This window comes from Bacillus sp. SSR7 (assembly GCF_055902415.1).
This window is the reverse complement of record NZ_JBVVXV010000003.1, coordinates 16,819-35,198: the sequence shown is the minus strand read 5'-3', so window position 1 is coordinate 35,198 and position 18,380 is coordinate 16,819. Positions and strand designations below refer to the sequence as shown.

The window sequence follows — 18,380 nt, the reverse complement described above, 5'->3', positions numbered from 1 at the left end:
TTTATGTAACCAGCTCTATTATTATTTCGTAGAAATTATTTTTGATATTTCTTTCATTGGACGGAGCCAGTTTTGAGACATCATTTGTTCCATTTGTTTTTCATCCTTCTTTTGCAGTGCTTGAATGATTGAGTGATGTTCTTCAATAGATTGACTTGCTGGAACAAAGTTTTGGAAAAACAAGTATTCAAGACGTAAAACGTGAAGTTGCATATTTGCTAGAAAGGGCTCAATATATTGATTTTTAGCAATAGAAGAAATTGTATTGTGAAATTGTATATCTAGTTGTAACGCTTGTTTTGCGTTTTTCTTCTCTATAGAGCGCTGAAAATCATCATTTATTTCAGAAAGTAGTTTCAAATCAGCGTCTGTAATATTTTGAAGTGCTTGCTTTCCTATAATAGAGTGAAGACCAGCCATCGTCTCATAAATGATCGGAATGTCGTCTAACTTAATAGGAGCAATTTTTGTTTTTTGCCCAGGTACCATTTCCACCAATCCAGAAAGTTCTAATATTTGCAGTGCTTCTCTTACAGGTGTTCTACTTACTCCTAGTGCTTCAGCCAATTCACCATCATTAATTTTTTCGTCAGGCTGCAGTACACCTTCAATAATCCAATCTTGTAGTTGATTTAAAACGAGTGATTTTGCCGAAAATCTTCCTTGTTTTTTATAATTTTGAGGGATAGGCATTGTGAATTCCATCCTTTCATTGTATATTTTCCTTTTTCTCATGAACAAACTTTAATTTTGGTTTCCCTTCATCCGGTTTTTGACTTAAAATGAGTACCATTACAATGACACAAAAAGCCCCTAATAACTGAAAAGATTGAAACGGCACATGTAATATAAGTACAGAAGAAATAATAGCTGCGAGTGGTTCAGTACATCCGAATAATGTCGTTTCTTTCGGAGTCAAGTATCGTATGCTGTCTAAGTATAAATAAAAAGCAATAAGTGTCCCAAAAATGATGACAAATGTGATAAGTGGTAAGGTATTTAGTTTTACATATTTCATCGTTGATAATAAAATGAATTCTTTCGTAGAAATAAAGTGTACAATCGTTACACCAATACCTCCAATAATCATGCCCCATCCAACGATAACTGAGGAAGACCATCTATCTAGTAATTCCTTTGAGTATAAACTATAAAAAGCAAGAGATAATCCAGATAAAATTCCCCAAATGATAGCTGGTGTAGAAACAGCTAAGTTATGTATAGACCCGTTTGTCAGTAAGAGAAAAGTGCCTACTAATGAAAGAGCAATTGAAATGAAATCAATTTTTGATGGACGAACGTTCCATTTGAAAAGTAAGTATACAGTAATAAATATAGGAGCTAAATATTGCAATAATGTTGCGACGGCAGCATTTCCTTCTTTAATAGAAGCGAAGTACGTGTATTGTACAGCAAGCATACCGAATAGGCCAAACAATATCATTTTAGTAGCATCAGATCTTTGTTTCCATATGCTGAATATTTCTTTTTTTCTCGTTCCGAATGATGAAATAATGAGCAAGATAACGCCCGATATAAGCAATCGAATTGTAACTAACCATTCAGTAGAAACATGTTCATATTGAAAAAGTTGTTGTGCAGCTGTTCCGGATAATCCCCATAAACAAGCACCAATTACAACCATAATGATTCCTTTTAAACGATTTGGATTCATCATGTATTGATTCCTCCTTTCAAAAAATATATTGTATACAATATGCAATATATCACGAAATGAATAAAAAATAAACTGAAAATTCTCACTTGATGTAAAGCTGTTATTCAGATTAAAGAAGTTTGTTAAATAAGAGAACGATAAAATAGAAAGGCTTTCGTTTACGGAAGCCTTTCTATTTTAAATTATGAAGTGTAAGTAAAAGCTGGAATAGGATCAATGAATGTATCCCAGTTTTGTGCCATTTCTTTTTCTGTTAATAGACAATCATCTAATGATTGTTCAATTAAAGAACGGTTCATATCAATTCCGATAAATACGAGTTCGGTTATTCGATCTCCATATCGCTCGTTCCAGCTTTTCAATACTTCGGGTTCTTCTGTAATAATTTGATTTCTTTCAGTTTCAGGTAATGCCGCTATCCATTCACCGGCTCCTTGAATTGTAATAGAGGAACCCGCTTGAGATAGAAGCCCTATCATATTATTACGTGATGCGAGCCAGAAAAATCCTTTTGCTCTTACGACATCCACAGGCCATTTTTCTAGCCAATTCATAAGGCGTTCAGGATGGAAAGGATATTTACGGCGATACACAAAGGAATTGATGCCATATTCTTCAGTTTCAGGTGTATGATGTTCACTATTTAATTCTTGTATCCAACCCGCCGATTGACTCGCTTCCTCATAATTGAATAAGTTTGTATTTAAAATTTCTTGCAGTGGTACGTTGCTAAATGAAGTTTCAATAATTTTTGCACTAGGATTTAATTTCTTAAGTAAATGATGCAGCTCTCTCACATCTTCTTTTTCTAGTAGGTCTATCTTATTAAGGAGAATTACATTTGCAAACTCAATTTGATCTATTAATAAATCAATAACTTCCCGAGTATCGTTTTCATCAATTGCCTGCTTACGGTCTAATAAACTTTCACCATCTGCAAAATCATCCCAAAATCTATTTGCATCTACAACAGTAACCATTGTATCGAGGCGACAATTTTTTGTTAAGTCAATGTTCAGAACATCGTCTGTATACGTAAACGTTTGGGCAACTGGAATCGGCTCACTTATACCGGAAGATTCAATAACTATATAGTCAATATCACCGTTTTCCACAAGCCGATTCACTTCTATCATTAAATCCTCTCGTAGTGTGCAACAAATACAGCCATTTTGAATTTCTACTAGTTTTTCCTCCGTACGTGAAAAACCACCTTTTTTGATAAGGGATGCATCAATGTTTACTTCGCTCATATCATTAACGATAACAGCTACTTTTAAGTTGTTCTTATTAGTCAAAATATGATGTAGTAAGGTAGTTTTTCCAGCTCCTAAAAAACCACTTAATACAGTGATAGGTACTTTTTTCATGAAATACTCTCTCCTTTAAATCGTAATTATTACGTTTTATATTAAATGATGGAAAAGAAAAAATCAATAATAAATCATAATGGTTACGATTTAAGAATAGGAATAGACTATAAAATTTGTGCTGTAGCAGGAAGCTTTTGGACAAGCACTTGTTTACATATAAGTAAAATGGAGGCGAGAAGGATGGTCTTTAATAGGGCTTCAAAAGAATTAATAGGAATAGCTCTTATTGCTATGTTTCTCTTTTTAATATTTTTTGTAGATTTTACAAGTTTAGCAAATTTGCATAAAAGTATGCCAAAAGAATGGTTGAATGTGAATACGGTGTTTTTAAGTATTATATTTGAAGCAATACCATTTATTTTATTAGGGGTAATTGTTTCTTCTCTCATTCAAGTGTTTGTGACAGAAGATATGATTCAAAAAGTAATGCCGAAATCTCCAATTGTTGCAATGGTTCCAGCAGTATTTGTTGGAATTCTTTTTCCAATGTGTGAATGTGTCATTATACCAATTGTAAGAAGGCTCATTCAAAAGGGGTTACCACTTCATGTGGGCATTGTTATTTTACTAAGTGCACCTATTATGAATCCAGTTGTTCTTTTATCTACTGTATATGCGTTTCAAAAAAATGATTACATTGTATATGCACGCTTTGGGGTAACAATTCTTGTTGCTCTATTCATAGGTTTAATTGTGTATTATCGGTATCGCGAAAGAAATGTTTTAAAAGACATAGAGGTGTCAGTTCAAAAAAACAAAAAAAAGAGTTGGAAAGATGTTATGAATCACACTGTAGATGAGTTTTTTGATACTGGTAAGTATTTACTGATTGGTGCTTTTTTAGCAAGTGTATTTCAAACGGGAATGTACTGGATGCAGTAGCACATAACGAAGTAATTGCCCCAATTATTATGATGGGATTTGGTTATGTTTTATCCATTTGCTCTGCGGCCGATTCGTTTATAGCGGCATCTTTTGGACATGTTTTCTCTGTAAAAGCACTTCTCGCATTTCTTGTGTTTGGGCCTATGCTCGATATGAAAAATACGTTCATGTTGTTTGCATATTTTCAAAAGAGATTTGTATTCTTTTTGATTGGAATTATTATTTTATCGGTGTACACAATCGTGCAAATTACAACGTTATAGGAGATGAGAAACGTGGAGGGAAAGGAACAGAAGGCCTATCATCGCTATATTCGTGGCATTATTTTAATTGGTTTAGCAATGCTCTTATTTAAACTATTTGTAACCGGGAATATTTATAATTTTATCGCTCCAAAAATGATTAAATTTACGTATATAGCTTTTGTAGTAATTTTACTTCTTGGTTCATTACAAGTTTGGGGAGATGAGAGAGAGGAACAAGATGATTGTAATTGTTGTGTGCATCATAGGGAATTGAAGTTAGGGTTAAAAAGATATTTTGTATATGTTTTATTTGTTGTTCTAATTATTAGTGCTTTTTTATTTGGAGGTGTAACAATTGATGGAAGTTTAGCAGGAAAAAGGGGTATGAATCAAAGTGTACAGGCGAGAAGTATGGAAAAGAACGAAAAAGAGGGAATACAGGCAAATTCTAATGGGAAAGAACAAGATGAAACTTCGAATTTAAAAGTGACTGATCAAGCGGAAGAACAATTAGCAAAAAGTATGTTGGGACAACGAAAGATACAAGTAGAGGATAAGGATTATGTTCAAACAATGAGTATAATTGGTCAAGATGTAAAAGGATTTAAAGGGAAGGAAATTACATTCTCAGGGTTTATATATAATGATAAGGATGTGACAGGTGATAAAGCGGTAGTGGCGCGATATGGCATAACTTGTTGTATTGCGGATGCATCAGTCTGGGGGATGATTGTTGCAGGGGAAAACGTAAAAAAGCTCCCACAGGAAACATGGGTGAAAATAACAGGTTTGTTGGACGAAACGACATATAAAGGAGCACTATTTCCACTTGTAAAAGTAAGTAAAGTAGAGAAAATCAATACGCCTAAAGATCCGTATGTATACGATGCTTTACCACAATGAAAAAGAACTAATTCTTCATATTTTCATGAAATAGACTCATAATTGCGGTAACAAAAAAATAAAGATAAGAGTAATTTGGTTTGTTAAAAATATGGGTAGAAGGAGATATGCGATGAGCTGGGTTACTCATAAACCAACATTTGAATTTGATAATTATAGCCATTTTATTCGGGCAAATACGGCGTGGATTGGGCATTTAGACTTTGCATATGATTTAGTAAGGTTTGAAAAGCCGGAAGTATTAGTCGAGTTAGGTACACATTTAGGAGCTTCTTTTTTCAGTTTTTGTCAAGGGGTAAAGGATGGGGGATTATCTACAAAATGTTTTGCTGTAGATACTTGGGCGGGAGATGAGCATACAGGTCCATATGGAGAAGGCGTTTATCAAATCGTAGAGAAAGTCGTAAATACGAGTTATCCCAATATAGGTAATTTAATTCGTTCTACTTTCGATGAGGCCGTTGATCAATTTCAAGATGGAACGATAAACTTGTTGCATATTGATGGCTATCATACGTATGAAGCAGTTTCTCATGATTATAAAACATGGTTACCGAAACTTGCGAATAACGGTATTGTGTTATTTCATGATATTGAGGTGAAAGATCGAAACTTCGGCGTGTATAAGTTTTGGGATGAAGTCACAGCAAAGCACCCTCATTTTCAGTTCCAGCATTCATATGGACTCGGCGTATTATTTCCGAAAGGTTGTAGCGATAAGTTTGTGGAAATACTTAAAAACAAAGAAGAAATACAAAATATGTATAAATAAAAGTGGAGCATGCATCATTTGAATGATGCGTGCTTTTTTGTTTGGAGAATAATGATATTCCTTTAAACGGTAAGGATAATAGTAAAAAGTTTTTTGGTGGCAAATATTAAAAAAGTTACTCTTTGATTGTTAAATATAAAAAATGTAACATTTTTTATATTTTCCATTGCGAAAAGTAGCATCTACTTTTACAATAGAAAAGGTGTCCAATATATTATACTGGAAAAATAAATCGAAATAATATGAAAATTTTGTTTTGTCTTCGCTAATTGTATATTACATACATGTAAGACGACACACGTCATGTTATCGACTTGTAAGGAGAGAAAAAAATGAAAAGTGTAAGATTACCATCGATGCTAGAAATCATAGTTCTTTTATTACTATTTCTTGCTGTTGTCTTTTCCTTCCAAACGATTTTTGATCTCCCAATTCAATTAGCGCTATTTATTTCATGGTTTTTAGTAATTGCGCTTGGATTAAGATTAGGATTTCGTTATCAAGAATTGCAAGATGCAATTACGAAAGGGATTTCTAACGGATTAGAAGCAATACTGATTTTAGTTGCAGTAGGTGCTTTAATTGGAACATGGATTGCTGGTGGCGTTGTACCAACATTAATCTATTATGGGTTAGAATTTATTCACCCTAGCATATTCCTATTAGCAACATTAATTATTTGTTCGATCACTTCTATCGCAACAGGAACATCATGGGGAACAGTTGGAACAGCAGGTATTGCTATGATGGCGATTGGTGAAGGGCTTGGATTACCACTTCCACTTGTTGCTGGTGCAGTTCTTTCAGGAGCTTATTTCGGGGACAAATTATCACCACTTTCTGATAGTACGGTTCTGGCAGCTTCTATGGCGAAAGTAGATGTTATTGCTCACGTTCGAGCTATGCTCGTATTAGATGTTCCGGCTTACATTATTACTAGTATTATGTTTACTGTAGCTGGTTGGATGTATGGCGGCGATAACGTAGATTTAAATCGAGTAGAGTTTTTAAAAGAAGCTTTATTAAAGCAATTTGATATTAAAATATGGATGCTTGTTCCAGCGGTCATTGTTATTGTTCTATTAGCACTAAAGAGACCGTCTATGCCAACAATTGCAATGGGAGCTTTAATTGGTGCAATTTGGGCAACTCTTTTCCAAGGAATGAACTTTGGAGAGGCGATTGGAACAGCGTATAACGGATTCTCAATTCAATCTGGTGTTGAATTTGTGGACAAGTTATTAAACCGTGGTGGAATTAACGGTATGCTTGGATCAGTAGCCGTTATTATTTTCGGTTTAGGATTTGGTGGATTACTTGAAAAACTAGGTGTTTTAAAAGTAATCGTATCAAAATTTGAGAAGAAATTAAATTCTGCAGGTAATGTAACATTGTCTACATTAATCGTGGCATTCTTAGCGAATATATTTGGTTGTGCAATGTACGTATCATTAATTTTAACACCGAAAATTATGGAAGAAAGCTATGATAAATTAAAAATAGACCGACGTGTATTAGCACGTAACTCAGAAGTAGGTGGAACGTTAACTTCAGGTATGGTGCCATGGTCTGATAATGGTATTTTTATGGCTGGTATTTTAGGTGTAGCAACGTTCTCATACGTTCCATTTATGTGGTTAAGCTTCGTATCGTTAATTTTAGCGGTTATTTACGGATATACAGGCAAATTTATTTGGTATGTTGATGATGCTGAAAAAGGAAAGCAAGCATCATAAAAAAATACCTTCTGCGATGGCAGGAGGTATTTTTTTTATACACAAGAGTGAGAATTCTTATCATTTAAGAGAAAGTCTGTTATTATAAGAGATGTAGGTATTTTATTTTCAAGGGGATGAAAAAATGGAGTACAGAATTGAAAGAGATACATTAGGAGAAATAAAAGTTCCAGCTGATAAATTATGGGCAGCACAAACACAACGTAGTAAAGAAAACTTTCCGATTGGAACAGAGCAAATGCCGCTTGAAATTGTAAAAGCATTTGCCATTTTAAAGAAGAGTGCAGCACTTACTAATAAAAAATTAGGAAAGCTATCAGAAGAAAAAGCAGAAGCAATTGTGACAGCAGCTGACGAAGTGATTGCAGGGAAATGGAATGAACATTTTCCACTTGTCGTATGGCAAACAGGGAGTGGTACGCAGTCAAACATGAATGTGAATGAAGTAATTGCAAACCGAGGGAATCAAATTTTGAAAGAGAAGGGATCTGACGTACATATTCATCCGAATGATGATGTGAACATGTCTCAAAGTTCAAATGATACTTTCCCAACTGCGCTTCATGTAGCATGTGTACTCGCAGTAGAAAATCACGTGTTACCAGCACTTACCAAATTAAAAGAAACGTTAGCAGAAAAAGTAACTGCATTTGAACATATTATAAAAATTGGTCGTACACATTTACAAGATGCGACACCGTTAACATTAGGACAAGAAATTAGTGGATGGCACCGTATGCTTGAAAAAACAGAGCGTATGATTGCAGAGAGCAATACATATATGAAAGAGCTTGCGATTGGTGGTACTGCAGTTGGAACAGGTATAAACGCCCATCCTAAATTTGGTGAGATGGTATCTGAGGAAATTAGCCAATTTACAGGTAAGCAATTTATTTCTGCACCAAATAAATTCCATGCATTAACGAGTCATGATGAAGTTGTATATACGCATGGTGCATTAAAAGCATTAGCAGCGGATTTAATGAAGATCGCTAACGATGTGCGCTGGCTGGCAAGTGGTCCACGTAGTGGGCTAGGAGAAATTATTATTCCAGCAAATGAGCCAGGAAGCTCTATTATGCCAGGTAAAGTAAATCCAACGCAAAGTGAAGCATTAACGATGGTTGTAGCACAAGTAATGGGAAATGACGCAACAATCGGATTTGCAGCGAGCCAAGGCAATTTTGAGTTAAATGTATTTAAACCTGTTATTGCATATAACTTCTTACAATCTGCTCACTTATTAGCAGATGCAATTGTTTCATTTAATGATAATTGTGCAGTTGGTATTGAAGCAGATGAAGAAGTCATTAAAGAGAATGTGAATCGTTCATTAATGCTTGTTACAGCATTAAACCCTCATATCGGATATGAAAATGCAGCGAAAATTGCGAAGCATGCTCATAAAGAAGGGTTAACGCTAAAAGAAGCAGCGCTGCAATCTGGACTACTAACAGAAGAACAATTCGATGAAATTGTCGATCCGAAAAAAATGATTGCCCCGAAAGAGTAATAAAAACGCCAAGATTCTTTGTTTAGAATCTTGGTTTCTTTATTACTGTAAGTGCCAAAATATATTATTTGTTAGCAGACATATTCAATATTTTCATATGTGGGCAGTTTTCTTTTAAAAGCGCAATGAATTTTTCTTCTTCTTGTGGTACGAAAGTTGTCACAGAGTCGAATAAATTATAATGGATTTCTAATTGCTGTCTAGTCCATTTCTTTGAATGAAGTTTTTTACCAGAGTATTTAATGTGGCGAATATCTTCAAAGGGAATTTCAGTACGTAGTATGAAACCATGTTTTACGACAAGAGATGATTCCGTTACGTTGTAGTGAGAGAAATAGAATGAAGAAAGATTCACGATATTTAGCAGCATCATGAGGGTGAAAAAAATAGAATTTTCATTTTGGAAGAATAGCGAAATGAAAAAAATCATGATAAATAATGTAATAAAAATGACGTGAAATGGATTTTTTTTCGCTTTAAATTTCAAGTTAGTCACCTCGGTATACGTGTACTTTAACTAAATTAAATCATAACATCGTAATAAAACGTGTGAATATGCATAATTGCATATTCACACGTTTTATTATTCATGTAAAATTTCTTGATGGGATAAATTTAAAAGAAGTTTTGTAATAGTGGAGTGGCATGAAGTGACTTACAAGAATAGAAAGATAGTGTTAGTCATAATTAGTTGTATAATCATTATGGGTAGTTGTGCTAATAAATTTGTTGAGGATGGAAATCGAAAACATATATTTGTAGAGGTAAGTAAGGTTTTAGTAGAGACTGTAAATAGAATATATAAAAAGTAAAAGGTGTTTTCTTATACGGAAACACCTTTTTTTAGTTAAAATTGAATGCTGAAGTTTTGGAATGTATGAATACCAGTCCCGTGTTTGATCAGCTCTTTATCATTTAAATATTGAATAGCATATTTCACCTCTTTCAATATAACAGGTGAAAGGCCGAGGGTATGATGTGAACCAAAAATTTGTTTAATAGGAAAGACGTTTGTAATTTTATTTAGAGACTGAACTAGATCTACAGGATTTGTAGATGGATAAAATGCAAAAATCGTGCCCTCATAAAGTAAATCTCCCGTAAATAAAAACGCAGTTTCATAATCGTATAGGCAAATATGTCCCGGTGAGTGACCTGGGGTATGTATAATTTGAATCTTCCTATTTCCGATATCAATAATGTCTCCATCTTGTAGTAATTTTGTTGGTGTTCCTTGAAAAGGCTTGAATGTTTCAGGTTGAAATGTTTTAGGTGTAGGTAAAGTGATATCTCGAGCGATGTCATGCCTAATTTGAGTAATAGGAAGTCCTTTTATCCCGTTAATGAGCCAATCTGCTTCTAAAGCATGTACATAGATCTCTTCATATTGTGAGTGACTACCGATATGATCCCAATGGACATGTGTTGTGACAACAGTAATTTGTAAGGTTGTTAGTTGGTCAGTTATACGCTTCAGATTATCGATACCTAGTCCAGTATCAATAAGGAGTGCGATAGTATGGCCTACAAGTAAGAAGGAATGTACTTTCTCCCAATGTCCATATTCACTAATTGCATATGTATTTTGGACAATTTGTTTAACAGTAAACCAAGGGTCGTCCAGAATAGTCATGTTTTGTTTCACATCCTATCGTAATTCATATATTAAATACATTCGCTTTTCGTTGCTTTATGTCCTTTTTAAAGAATATCCAATAGACGTTTTTATAAAGGTTTATAAAATAGGTAAACGAAACATTGAAAAGTTTGTTTTTGTTATGTTAAGATGATGAAGTGATAATAAACGTTATTAAGATTTGTCTATTTTAAAATAAACATTTTAAAGGAGTGTTTAGTATGAGTGATATTTCAGAGAAGTTTTGGGACGCTTCAGTTGAGGAGTTGAAGAAAGGGTATGTATTTGAAGCGGAAGCAGAGGAATATATTTGTTTAGCTTGTGGAGAAGCGTTTATAAAGGGTGTTATTTATCAAGATAATCAAGTTTTGTATGAAGCAGAAAAGTTTGTACAATTGCATGTGCAAAACGAACATACGTCGATGTTTGATTATTTATTAAACCTAGATAAGAAGTATACGGGTTTAACTGATTTGCAAAAGAAGATGGTTCAGTTTTTCCATATGGGGCTGAATGATAAAGAGATTGTAAAAGAGATGGATGGCGGAAGTACTTCAACTATCCGCAATCATCGGTTTACCCTTCGAGAGAAAATGAAGCAAGCGAAAGTGTTTTTGGCGTTAATGGAACTTTCAGAAGAAAAATCAAAAGTACAAACGAAATTTGTACCCATTCATAGAACAGCAACGATGGTAGATGATCGCTACAATATTACAGAAGAAGAAAATGATGAAGTGTTAAAAACGCATTTTACAGAGGGATTAGATGGACCGCTTTCTAAATTTCCAAAAAAGCAAAAGCGTAAATTAATTATATTACGTCATTTAGTGACGAAGTTTGATAGTAATAAAAAGTACACTGAAAAAGAAGTAAATGCTATTATAGAAAGCGTATATCCGGATTTTGTAACTTTGAGAAGATATTTAATCGAATACGGGTTTTTAGATAGAACAGCTGATGGAAGCCAATATTGGGTGAAGTTATAATAACATAGAAAAGAATATGAATAGAAGCACACCATTACAACAAATATACAAAAAGAGGGAAGTTGAAAAACAGATTTTTAATAAAAGGAGAAATGAAATTTGAAACCACCTACAAATAACAATAAAGAAGGTGCGGAGTCACATAAGTTAGAAAGTGAGAGTAAACCGATTTGGAAATCGATGTCCATGTTTTTAGTACCGTTACTATTAAGTAATGTACTACAATCAGTTGGACAATTATTCGGTATGGTAGTAGTAGGAAGGTGGCTTGGAGTGAATGATTTAGCGGCTATATCGGCATTCTTCCCATTATTTTTCTTACTTGTTTCATTCGTAATTGGTATTGGTTCAGGGAGTTCCATTTTAATTGGTCAGGCGTTTGGTGCAAAAAACGAAGATCGTTTAAAAGCGATTGTTGGTACGACGCTAACATTTACCTTTATTATTGGAGTTGTGTTAGCGATAGTAGGTAGTATTTTTGCAATGGATATTATGCGCCTTATGGGGACGCCAGAAAATATTGTTGAAATAAGTGTACATTATGCACGTATTTTATTTATATCGATGCCAATCTTATTTTTATATTTCGCATACACAACGTTTATGAGAGGTACAGGAGATTCTAAAACGCCATTTTACTTTTTAATTGTAAGTACAGCGCTAAATATGATCTTATTACCAATCCTTATTTTTGGGTGGTTAGGTGCTCCAAAATTAGATGTGTATGGAGCAGCATATGCTTCTGTTATATCTACAGTTATTACGTTTATTGTCATGTTAGTGTATTTAAAGAAGAAAAATCACCCGCTACAATTAGATAGTACGGTAAGGAAATATCTTCGAATGGATTGGGGTTTATTAAAGTTATTACTACGACTCGGTATTCCAGCAAGTATTAATATGATATTAGTTTCATTATCAGAAATTGCGGTAATCGCGTTTGTAAATCGTTACGGTTCGGATGCAACAGCAGCTTATGGCGTTGTGAACCAAGTTGCAAGTTATGTACAAATGCCAGCCGTTAGTCTTGGTATTACAGTCTCCATTTTTGCTGCACAATCAATTGGTGCGAATCAATTTGATCGATTGCAGAAAGTTGTGAAGGCCGGAATTATTATGAACTACGTCATCGGTGGTGTGCTAATATCTCTCATTTACTTGTTCTCAAGAGACATTCTAGCACTATTTTTAACGAGTCAAACTACAATTGAAATTGCTCATAGCCTAGTTATGATCACATTATGGAGTTATTTAATTTTCGGTCATGCGCAAATTATTAGTGCGACAATGCGAGCAAGCGGTACAGTATTATGGCCAACTGTTATTGGCGTCGTATCAATTTGGCTTGTTGAAGTACCTGTAGCGTATTACCTTTCTTACCATACAAGTCTTGGCATAGAAGGGATATGGATTGGATACCCAGCAGCATTTATTGTCAGCTTAATTTTACAGTATGCATATTATAAGCTTTCATGGCAGAAGAAACGAATTACACGATTAGTGAGTTAAACACAAAAAATGTCCCTAAGTTATTATACTTAGGGGCATTTTTGTAAAGGGATGTTTATCCCGCATTAACGGGCAGTAAGACTCCTACCTCAAAATTCGGCTGGAGCAAAGCAGTTAGGTGGGAGATCAACTGCCCGTGGATGCCCGATTGGTTCAACTAATAATCAGTGGGGATGAACAAAACCCCCACTGATTAAAGTTTCACTTTATAAATAGCTTTTTAAAGTAATATCAAAATGTTGTCTAATGAGTTTATTATCACTCATGTAAAACTCCCACGCTTTTTCTGGTTCACCGATAATTTCAAAAGATTCTTCTGTAATATATAAGGCGCAATTATCCTCTAGTGCAATGCCTTCTATATTACCTTGATGATTTTGTAAAAAGGAATGGAAGGCGTTCATTCTATTTAATTGATTATAATGTGGACAAAACCTTTTGTTCACAATTCCCCAGCCGTTACTCTCTATATAACCAGAACCTTCATAATCTGAGCGGATACTAGATGTGAACCAACACATAGCACCAGCGCTACACCCTGCAATGAGCGTTCCTTGCTGCAGAGCCAATAGTAATTTTTCATCGAGCTTATGTTCTTTCCATTCTGTAATCATTTGAATATAGTTCCCGCCACCGAGATAAATTAAATCAGCAGACTGAATCATTTCGTCTATTTCATATTTTGAAGGTGTATCGGCTATAATACGTAAAATTTGTACTTCACAGTGTAATTGTTTTTCGAATGTGTCTAAAAATAATTTTATATAGCTTTCATCATCATGACTAGCTGTAGGAATGAATAATACTTTCGGATACTGTTTATTTGTTAATTCTATAAGTCGCTCATTAATAGGCGAGTGATTTGAATCTTGTAAATCACCGCCACCAATGACAGCTAATTTCATAGTAAAGCACCACCTAATCATTTTCGTTATATAAAAATTCGATAGAAGAGAGTTACATTCCTTCTCTTACGTAATGAATAAGTAGAAAATGGGGTTTAAATATATTGGAATAATAAAGGTGATAGTGGCTATATAGGAAAATGAATTAGAAACAGTTTATCCCGCAATAATGGGCAGTAAGACCCCATCTCAAAGTTCAGCGGAAGCAAAGAAGTTAGGTGGAGGATGAACAAAGCCCCTACTGATTAAAGGTTCACTTTATTGTTATATAATGCTCCTTACTATTGTTTCAAAATATGGAAACAATATGTTTAAATAGATATAACGAAGCATGAATTCATATTGAATGAGTGCTTATCCTTTAAAAAAGAATTGGAAATAATAGAGATTTTACAAATGAGTTTTTACTTTTAATAGGAAGTTGTATTACAATATGGTAAAATTATTTCAATATATTTATTTAATATAAAAATACAAAGAGGGAGCGTGAAAAAAGTGGATTTTCGATTTGAATTTACAACGAAGGTGAAAGAATACTTGGATGATGAGAAGGATGAAAAAATAATAAAAGATGGACATAGAGATATCATTTTTCAATATTTATATCCACTAGAGAGTGAAATTGGTATTTATAAAAATCCTAACTTTACTTTTTTTGCATCAGGAAGACGCTCGCATATCGTATTAGAAAACATTGAATTTAAAACAGAGGTAAATGTAAAAAGTAACATCATTGAAATTACAAAAATAGTGGATAATGTCGTTATTCCGTTAGATACTATAGTAGCGAAAGATCGGGAATTATTTGCACTAGGGCGCAATGAGAAGTTTAGTGTGCAAATATTAGAGCAGTATCTGTTTGAAACATTTGGAGAAAAGTTAGGTTTACAGTGAATGGGATTTGGGAGTGAATTTTAGTGTATAGCATTCATAATTGACCTTTTATTTCATTTATACTACAATTCGTAGTGTGAAAGGAGCTATACGATGTTTACTCAAAACTATAAGCTAAATGAACAAGGGTTAAACCATTTCTTTGGACCGCTTGAAGCAAAGATTATGGAGATTGTTTGGTCTAGTGAGGGTATTACGATTAAAGAAGTACAGCAGAAATTAAGTGAAGAATCACCTGTAAATTTTAATACTGTAATGACAGTTATGAACAGGTTAGTAGAGAAATTACACTTAGAAAAGCAGACTATGAAAAGAAGTGGAATATATCGTGCTGTACAAACAAAAGATGAATTCTTATCCAATCAAACGAAGAAAATGACACAGGAATTGATGGGGGAATTTGGTGATTTAGTTGTAAATCATATGCTAGATGAATTAGAGCAAGTTGATCCGACTTTAATAAAAAAGTTAGAAGATAAATTGAGTCAGTTAAAAAAAGAGGATTAATGAAATGAAATGGCAAATGCGTAAAATCGTATTGTTAGCAGTCATTGTTAGTTCCCTCTTTTTTAGTATGTTAGTGTATTACGTTACATATCCATTTCTGTTTCAAAATAAGGCGTTCTTTCTTTCGAATTTTTGCTTGTTTCAGTTAGAAAAACATATGAAAGAATTATCATTCATTCGTATTATAATCGCTGGATTTCTACTACTTACTGTGTTTATCGTGTGCAAAAGAATGTGGCGACAATTTTTTGATACTAAAAGATTACAAAAAGTACTTATTCCCTTCGTTCGAAAAGGAAAACAAATATATATATTGCCGACTGCGGAAGTTGCGGCATTTACAATTGGGTTATTTCGTCCGAAAGTTGTCATGTCAGAAGGGATGCTTCAAACTTTTTCAGATGAAGAAATGGATGCGATTATTTTTCATGAAGAATATCATCAAAACAATCGAGACCCATTAAAATTATTTTGTTTTACGTTATTAGCAGAAGGAATGATATACATCCCGATATTAAAAGGGTTATTGCAGCGCTATCATGTGTATCAAGAGTTAGCTGCAGATAAGTATGCAATGCGGAAAATGAAATCTAAATTCGAGTTAGGAAGCGCATTATTAAAATTAATTAAAATAAAGACAATGGAAAATCGATGTGTGACAGCTTCATTTGCAAAAACAGCAATCAATTTACGAATCGAGCAAGTGTTACATGAAAAAGTTGTTAAGCTCAATATGCCGTTACATACAAATTCGGTATATGTAACAGTAGGTTTATTTTGTATGTCGGTTGTACTGATTGTCGGAGAGTGCATATAGCCTCTTTTTTTTAAGTATTAACACTACTTGATGTAGTGTATTTAGGAGGAAGAAAAGTGAAGAAGCTAATTGCGATAATACTGGCCGGAGCACTAATTTGGGCCGGAGTGAACTTTTATAATACAAAGAAAGAAGAAAAGGAAAGAAAAGAAAAACAAGCGGAGTTACAAAAAACAGAAGTATTACCACAAGTAGGATTTAAAGCACCAGACATAACATTAAAAGGATTAGACGGGAAGCTATATTCGTTACATGATGCAAAAGGAAAACCGTATCTTATTAATTTTTGGGCATCATGGTGTGGTCCATGTGAAATGGAGGCACCTGACTTAGTTCGTATGTATGATAAATATAAAAAGGATGTTGAAATCTTTGCGGTAAATGCAACAATAGGAGATCCAGTGCAAGAAGCGAGCGCTTTTGCGGATCGTCATGGATTTAAGTTTCCTGTTTTACTAGATATGGACGGAGTAGCTGGATTAGATTATAAAGTATTTTCTTTACCAACGACGTTTTTTGTTAATAAAGATGGAATTATTGTAGAGCAAGTACGAGGCGTATTACCTCCAGATCAATTAGAAGAGAAATTTAAGAAATTAATTGAGAGTTAAAGAGGGGATTTTGTATTAATGGAGTGGATCGTGAGGTTACAACCTGTATCTCTTATAATTGGAAGTCTATTTGGATTTATATTGATGAAACGAAAGATGAAGAACGAAAGTGTACCATATGAAAAAATGATGGATGTAGTAACAAATGCTTTTCTAATCATTGTATTTGTATGGAAATTTGCACCGGCAATTATAAATCCAGTATGGGCTTTTAAATCGCCATTGCAAGCATTATTAGCTATAGGAAGTATGAAACATATTATAGTAGGATGTATAATTGCGAGTGTATACATTGTTTGGAAAAGTAAAAAGGAGCAATTTTCGCTTCGTATTTTACTTGATGCATTGCCTATTGGGTTTTGTATGAGTATTATTTTTTATTTTCTATTCCACCACAAAATAGGTGTACAAACGACACTGCCTTGGGGTGTGAAAATATATGAATCTAAATTTATATATCATCCCATTTTCGTATATGAGATCATCCTTGGTCTTTGTATACTGGGCTTGTTATGGATGAAAAATGAAAGACTCGGAAATGGAAAGAATATAAGTGTTTTTCTAATAGTTGAGGGGTTTGCTCATATTATTATTTCGCTTATTAGTGAACAAAATTCGGTTTTATTTGGTTTATCGATGCAGCAAATATTCAGTTTTTTTGTTATGAGTTTAGGAATTTTGTTCGTGCCGAAAAGATAAAAATAGCCATGTACGGAGGAATCCGCACGTGGCTATTTTTATTACATCTATTAAAAAATTGGCGGAGTAACAGAAAATAAGACAATCGCATTTTTCTCAAATTGATTTACCCATCTATGTTTTAAATAAGCGGGTATTTTTACGCTATCACCCGTTTCCAATATGTATTCTTCTTCATTTAAATGTAATGTGATTTTTCCTTCTAATACAAATGCTAATTCTTCACCTTTATGTTCTAGTACATTTTCTGATGAAGCTGTATTCGGCGGGACGGTCATAATCGCTGTTGCTAAATTTCCTGTGAAATCAGGTGATAGCATTTCATATGATAAATTATCGATAATCATTTTTTTTCGTTTATGAGAACGTACAATTAAATCGTCTGTATTTGTATCTTCCAGTAAAAAGCTAAATGTTGGAACATCTAACGCTTTAGCGAGTACTTTTAATGTTTGGATAGAAGGGTTAGCAGATCCGCGTTCAATTTGACTTAACATAGATGGCGTAATATTGGCCATCTTTGCTAGCTCTTTACTCGTTAAACCTTTTTCTTTTCTTTGTTTTTCAATTTTTTTACCAATATCTATATTTTCCATATTGAAAATCTCCTTAATAACAATTAAATTATATTTAAATAAATTAAATTAAAATTAACTAAAATGAATAATTTGTGTTAAACTATATTAAAATTAATTTAATTATAATTTATTA

General features: G+C 33.7%; 18 protein-coding genes and 1 pseudogene. 12 read left to right on the top strand and 7 right to left on the bottom strand.

What is annotated here, in order from left to right:
• Window positions 1–21: 21 nt before the first annotated feature.
• The 3 genes from AC0NJG_RS07365 to AC0NJG_RS07355 form a co-directional block, all read right to left on the bottom strand.
• Window positions 22–693, bottom strand: coding sequence for a GntR family transcriptional regulator (locus AC0NJG_RS07365; RefSeq protein ID WP_087953030.1), 672 nt, complete (start codon window positions 691–693; stop codon window positions 22–24).
• A 16-nt stretch (window positions 694–709) separates the two neighbouring features.
• Entirely contained in the window at window positions 710–1,675 is a 966-nt protein-coding gene (locus tag AC0NJG_RS07360; protein ID WP_474063001.1) for a DMT family transporter, read from the bottom strand.
• Between the two features lie 185 nt (window positions 1,676–1,860).
• The gene (locus AC0NJG_RS07355) at window positions 1,861–3,048 is read right to left on the bottom strand and encodes a GTP-binding protein (RefSeq protein ID WP_000757655.1); all 1,188 of its coding nucleotides are present in this window, start codon (window positions 3,046–3,048) and stop codon (window positions 1,861–1,863) included.
• A 183-nt stretch (window positions 3,049–3,231) separates the two neighbouring features.
• Here AC0NJG_RS07355 and AC0NJG_RS07350 point away from each other — a divergent pair.
• The 5 genes and pseudogenes from AC0NJG_RS07350 to fumC all read left to right on the top strand — a co-directional run bounded on the left by AC0NJG_RS07350 (window position 3,232) and on the right by fumC (window position 9,105).
• Window positions 3,232–4,199 (top strand): annotated as a pseudogene (locus tag AC0NJG_RS07350) (permease).
• Window positions 4,200–4,211: 12 nt separating this feature from the next.
• On the top strand, window positions 4,212–5,084 hold the full coding sequence (locus AC0NJG_RS07345) for a TIGR03943 family putative permease subunit (protein ID WP_088327504.1): 873 nt from the start codon (window positions 4,212–4,214) through the stop codon (window positions 5,082–5,084).
• Window positions 5,085–5,196: 112 nt separating this feature from the next.
• Window positions 5,197–5,856, top strand: coding sequence for a class I SAM-dependent methyltransferase (locus AC0NJG_RS07340; RefSeq protein ID WP_087994349.1), 660 nt, complete (start codon window positions 5,197–5,199; stop codon window positions 5,854–5,856).
• A gap of 332 nt (window positions 5,857–6,188) precedes the next feature.
• A complete protein-coding gene (gene nhaC / locus AC0NJG_RS07335) occupies window positions 6,189–7,592 on the top strand; it encodes a Na+/H+ antiporter NhaC (RefSeq protein ID WP_087953024.1) in 1,404 nt (467 codons plus the stop codon).
• Between the two features lie 124 nt (window positions 7,593–7,716).
• The gene (fumC, locus tag AC0NJG_RS07330; protein ID WP_087953023.1) at window positions 7,717–9,105 is read left to right on the top strand and encodes a class II fumarate hydratase; all 1,389 of its coding nucleotides are present in this window, start codon (window positions 7,717–7,719) and stop codon (window positions 9,103–9,105) included.
• 64 nt (window positions 9,106–9,169) lie between these two features.
• On the opposite strand, the gene AC0NJG_RS07325 is transcribed toward fumC, so the two are convergent.
• Complete coding sequence (locus tag AC0NJG_RS07325) at window positions 9,170–9,592, bottom strand: PH domain-containing protein (RefSeq protein ID WP_087953022.1); 423 nt, start codon at window positions 9,590–9,592, stop codon at window positions 9,170–9,172.
• A 360-nt stretch (window positions 9,593–9,952) separates the two neighbouring features.
• A complete protein-coding gene (locus tag AC0NJG_RS07320) occupies window positions 9,953–10,738 on the bottom strand; it encodes an MBL fold metallo-hydrolase (protein ID WP_474062950.1) in 786 nt (261 codons plus the stop codon).
• Window positions 10,739–10,962: 224 nt separating this feature from the next.
• Here AC0NJG_RS07320 and AC0NJG_RS07315 point away from each other — a divergent pair, with 224 nt between their 5' ends.
• Window positions 10,963–11,727 carry a DUF2087 domain-containing protein gene (locus AC0NJG_RS07315; RefSeq protein WP_014893866.1) on the top strand — a complete coding sequence of 255 codons (765 nt, stop codon included), beginning with the start codon at window positions 10,963–10,965 and terminating at the stop codon, window positions 11,725–11,727.
• A 99-nt stretch (window positions 11,728–11,826) separates the two neighbouring features.
• Window positions 11,827–13,236 carry an MATE family efflux transporter gene (locus tag AC0NJG_RS07310; protein WP_087953019.1) on the top strand — a complete coding sequence of 470 codons (1,410 nt, stop codon included), beginning with the start codon at window positions 11,827–11,829 and terminating at the stop codon, window positions 13,234–13,236.
• 206 nt (window positions 13,237–13,442) lie between these two features.
• Here the strand turns inward: AC0NJG_RS07310 and AC0NJG_RS07305 are convergent, their stop codons facing one another.
• Window positions 13,443–14,141, bottom strand: coding sequence for a peptidase E (locus AC0NJG_RS07305; RefSeq protein WP_087953017.1), 699 nt, complete (start codon window positions 14,139–14,141; stop codon window positions 13,443–13,445).
• Window positions 14,142–14,636: 495 nt separating this feature from the next.
• Here AC0NJG_RS07305 and AC0NJG_RS07300 point away from each other — a divergent pair, with 495 nt between their 5' ends.
• The 5 genes from AC0NJG_RS07300 to AC0NJG_RS07280 all read left to right on the top strand — a co-directional run bounded on the left by AC0NJG_RS07300 (window position 14,637) and on the right by AC0NJG_RS07280 (window position 17,669).
• Window positions 14,637–15,035 (top strand): DUF3942 family protein, encoded by a 399-nt coding sequence (locus tag AC0NJG_RS07300; RefSeq protein ID WP_014893865.1) that lies wholly within the window; start codon window positions 14,637–14,639, stop codon window positions 15,033–15,035.
• Between the two features lie 93 nt (window positions 15,036–15,128).
• Complete coding sequence (locus tag AC0NJG_RS07295; protein WP_016717115.1) at window positions 15,129–15,542, top strand: BlaI/MecI/CopY family transcriptional regulator; 414 nt, start codon at window positions 15,129–15,131, stop codon at window positions 15,540–15,542.
• A 4-nt stretch (window positions 15,543–15,546) separates the two neighbouring features.
• Entirely contained in the window at window positions 15,547–16,359 is an 813-nt protein-coding gene (locus AC0NJG_RS07290; RefSeq protein ID WP_087994343.1) for a M56 family metallopeptidase, read from the top strand.
• A gap of 56 nt (window positions 16,360–16,415) precedes the next feature.
• Window positions 16,416–16,970, top strand: coding sequence for a TlpA family protein disulfide reductase (locus tag AC0NJG_RS07285; protein ID WP_087994342.1), 555 nt, complete (start codon window positions 16,416–16,418; stop codon window positions 16,968–16,970).
• An 18-nt stretch (window positions 16,971–16,988) separates the two neighbouring features.
• Window positions 16,989–17,669: a prolipoprotein diacylglyceryl transferase family protein gene (locus tag AC0NJG_RS07280; RefSeq protein WP_087994341.1), complete on the top strand. Its 681-nt coding sequence runs from the start codon at window positions 16,989–16,991 to the stop codon at window positions 17,667–17,669.
• 50 nt (window positions 17,670–17,719) lie between these two features.
• Here the strand turns inward: AC0NJG_RS07280 and AC0NJG_RS07275 are convergent, their stop codons facing one another.
• Entirely contained in the window at window positions 17,720–18,265 is a 546-nt protein-coding gene (locus AC0NJG_RS07275) for a helix-turn-helix domain-containing protein (RefSeq protein ID WP_308900559.1), read from the bottom strand.
• Window positions 18,266–18,380 lie beyond the last annotated feature (115 nt).